Origin of the sequence: Mycobacterium sp., from assembly GCF_032162605.1 — a bacterium.
Classification (GTDB): Bacteria; Actinomycetota; Actinomycetes; order Mycobacteriales; family Mycobacteriaceae; genus Mycobacterium.
In genome coordinates this window covers 1-3,774 of the sequence record NZ_JAVROT010000309.1, presented here as the reverse complement: position 1 = coordinate 3,774, position 3,774 = coordinate 1, and the positions used below count along the sequence as shown (strand labels likewise).

General features: G+C 67.6%; 2 protein-coding genes and 1 pseudogene. 2 read left to right on the top strand and 1 reads right to left on the bottom strand.

The genetic code is table 11. The annotated features are described in order from the left end of the window. Positions 1-2,473 (top strand): alpha-glucan family phosphorylase (gene glgP / locus QOI01_RS17880; protein ID WP_526383231.1); only part of this gene is annotated, 2,473 nt, incomplete at its 5' end. Next, positions 2,470-3,318 (top strand): Vgb family protein, encoded by an 849-nt coding sequence (locus QOI01_RS17875; protein ID WP_526383229.1) that lies wholly within the window; start codon positions 2,470-2,472, stop codon positions 3,316-3,318. The genes glgP and QOI01_RS17875, both read left to right, overlap by 4 nt. Positions 3,319-3,387: 69 nt before the next feature. On the opposite strand, the pseudogene QOI01_RS17870 reads toward QOI01_RS17875, so the two are convergent. Continuing rightward, a pseudogene (locus QOI01_RS17870) lies at positions 3,388-3,774 on the bottom strand (peptidase); the annotation flags it as partial.

Sequence of the window (3,774 nt, the reverse complement as noted above, 5' to 3'; positions counted from 1 at the left end):
GCAGCGCCTCGACGAACTTGCTGGCGATGAGCCGTTCCTGGCGCGGCTCGACCACCTGGCAGCTGAATTGAACAAGTACCTGACCCGGCCGATGTGGTACCAGGAAATGCAAGAAGAGACGCAAGAGATAGGGTCCGCTGGATCCGCCTGGCCCACTGGCATCGCCTACTTCTCGATGGAGTTCGGCGTCGCCGAGGTATTGCCCAACTACTCCGGCGGGCTCGGGATCCTGGCCGGTGACCATCTGAAGTCCGCGTCCGATCTAGGGCTTCCGCTGATCGCCGTGGGTTTGTACTACCGGTCGGGTTACTTCCGCCAGTCGCTGACCGCCGACGGATGGCAGCACGAGGAATACCCGTCGCTCGATCCGCAGGGGCTGCCGCTGCGGCTGCTGACCGACGACGCGGGCGAGCCCGTGCTCGTCGCCGTCGCGATGCCGGATGCCGGCGAGCTGAAGGCCAGGGTGTGGATCGCCCAGGTGGGCCGAATTCCGTTGCTGCTTTTGGACTCCGACATTCCGGAGAACGGGCATGACCTGCGCGGCGTGACCGACCGGCTCTACGGCGGCGACCAGGAATACCGGATCAAGCAGGAGATTCTCGCCGGCATCGGCGGCGTTCGCGCCATTCGGGCCTTCACCGCCGTCGAGGGGTTGCCCGAACCGCAGGTCTTCCACATGAACGAAGGTCACGCCGGCTTCCTCGGCGTCGAGCGGATCCGTGAGCTCGTCACCGACGGGGGGCTCGACTTCGACACCGCGCTGACCGTGGTGCGCTCGAGCACGGTCTTCACCACGCACACCCCCGTCCCCGCGGGGATCGACCGATTCCCCGTCGACATGGTCGAGCGGCACTTCGGCAGATCTTTGGCGAGCGAAGCGACGGGGGAAAATCTGCAGGGAACCCCGTCCGGCGCATCGTCGAGCCTGCTCCCTGGCGTGCCACTGGACCGGATCATCGCCCTCGGCGCCGAGGACGACCCGTCGAAGTTCAACATGGCCCACATGGGTCTGCGGCTGGCACAGCGTGCGAACGGCGTGTCACTGCTGCACGGCCAGGTCAGCCGCGGGATGTTCAACGACCTGTGGGAGGGCTTCGACCAGGATGAGGTGCCCATCGGGTCGATCACCAACGGCGTTCACGCGCCGACGTGGGCGGCGCCGAAGTGGGTGGAGTTGGGCCGTGAACTGCTCGGCAGTGAGGACCTCGGCTCGCTGAGCGAGCCCGATACGTGGCAGCGGCTGCAGCAGGTCGAACCCGGTCATCTGTGGTGGATCCGATCCCAGCTTCGCGAGCTTCTGATCGCCGACGTCCGCGCCCGGCTGCGCAGATCGTGGCTCGAGCGAGGGGCGTCGGATGCCGAACTGGATTGGATCGCAAGCGCTTTCGACCCGGATGCACTGACCGTCGGGTTCGCCCGCCGCGTGCCGACCTACAAGCGGTTGACACTGATGCTGCGTGACCCCGACCGGCTGGAGAAGTTGCTGCTCGACGAGAAGCGGCCGGTGCAGTTGATCGTCGCGGGCAAGTCGCATCCCGCCGACGACGGCGGCAAGGCGTTGATCCAGGAGATCGTCCGGTTCGCCGACCGTCCAGAGGTGCGGCATCGCATCGCGTTCCTTCCCGACTACGACATGTCGATGGCGCGGTTCCTGTACTGGGGCTGTGACGTGTGGCTGAACAATCCGCTGCGGCCGTTGGAGGCGTGTGGCACGTCGGGGATGAAGAGCGCGCTGAACGGTGGTCTCAATCTGTCCATTCGCGACGGCTGGTGGGACGAGTGGTACGACGGCGAGAACGGTTGGGAGATTCCGACGGCCGACGGCCTGGCCGACGAGACCCGCCGCGACGACCTGGAGGCCTCCGCGCTCTACGGCCTGCTCGAGAAGTCGGTGACCACGAAGTTCTACGAACGCGACGAGCATGGGATCCCGCGCCGGTGGGTGGAGATGGTGCGCCACACTCTGCAGACACTTGGCCCCAAGGTGCTGGCCTCGCGGATGGTGCGTGACTACACCGAGCGGTACTACGTGCCCGCGGCCCAGTCGCTGCACCGCACCATCGAGGCGGTCGACGGCGTGCCGTTCGGTGCGGCGCGCGAGCTCGCGTCGTACTGCGAGCGGGCGCGGGAGTCGTGGCCGCGCATCCGGATCACCGACGTCGACGGCTACGGCCTGCCGGACACGCCGCTGCTGGGCTCGGAGCTGACGCTGACCGCCACCGTGCACCTCGACGGCCTGCGGCCCGACGAGGTCGCTGTGCAGGCCGCCGTCGGTCGGGTCGACGCCGGAGACGCACTGCTGGATCCCATCACCGTGGAGATGGCGCACACCGGCTCCGCCGACGGCAACGAGATCTTCTCGACCACGACCCCGCTGCCCGTTGCGGGCAGCGTCGGATACACCGTGCGGGTGCTGCCACACCATCACCTGCTGGCGGCCGACAACGAGCTGGGGCTCGTCACGCTCGCGTGAGTCGCATCTTCGAAGTCGCCGTCGACGGCGGGCCGTACGCGCTGGCGGCCGGGTCGGACGGCGCGATGTGGGTGACGCTGGTGCATCGCGGCGCGATCGCGCGGATCACGCCGGACGGCGGTCTCGAAGTCCATCCGGTGGGCGACGACAGCAAGCCGTCGATCATCACCGCCGGGCCCGACGGCGCCCTGTGGTTCACCCGCTCTGGCGATGACCGGATCGGGCGGATCTCCACCGACGGGGTACTCAGTGCGTTCGAATTACGTTCTGGCAGTGCACCGTTTGGCATCACGGTCGGGCCCGACGGCGCGCTGTGGTTCACGGCGATGGGCACGGGCGTAGTGGGCCGGATCACCGTCGACGGCGAGATCAGCGAGGAGGCCGCGCCCGGCGGCATGCCGTCGATGATCACCACTGGTCCCGACAACGCGCTCTGGTTCACGTTGAACAAGGCCAATGCCATCGGCCGTCTCGACCGGGGCTCGGTCACGCTTCGCAAGGTGCCGACGCCCAATGCGGGTCCCGTCGGCATCACCGGCACCCACGACGATGCCGTCTGGTTCACGGCAATCCTCGCCGACAAGATAGCGCGTATCCCGATGAACGAGGCGATGCAGGAACTCGACCTTCCAGGCAAGCCACACGCCGTCGTCGCGGATCCGTCCGGCGGGGTGTGGGTGAGTTTGTGGGGTGCCGACCAGATCGCCCGCGTGCACGCGGACGGCGAGTTCACCACCATCGACCTTCCTGCGGGCAGCGAGCCCCATGGCTTGGCGATCGGGCCGGACGGGGCGTTGTGGACAGCGCTCGAGGCAGGCTTCGTCATGCGGCTGCCCACCAACTGACGCGATTTGTGTGTTGAAACCCGCGCCCAGCGCGGCTTTTCGCACACAAATCGCAAGGGTGAGAGGGCGCTAGTCGAAGCGTTTGAAGCAGCGGGCCTCGTCGCCGAGCACGCCGACGCGGAAGGCGTCGATGCGCGAGAAGCCCGACGGCACCGAATCGCCGTTGACGTCGCTGGCGACCAGACCGTTGACGAGGATGCCCGACACTGCTTCGTCGACGTCACCCGCGGTGAGCTGGATCGTGTCCCCGCTCGGCGTGGCGATGCTGTCGGTCATCTTGACGGTGGCGACACCGGTCAGGCACGCCGTGCGCAGGGCCGCCTCGGCGTTGTCGAGCGCGACGCCGCCGTGTTGGTTCTGCAACGCCTGCGTGAACCGTGAGACCACCACCGAGTAGGCGGTGTTGTCGCCCATGACGACGCCGTCGTCATCAGCGCTCTGCGCGCCGAGCTCCTC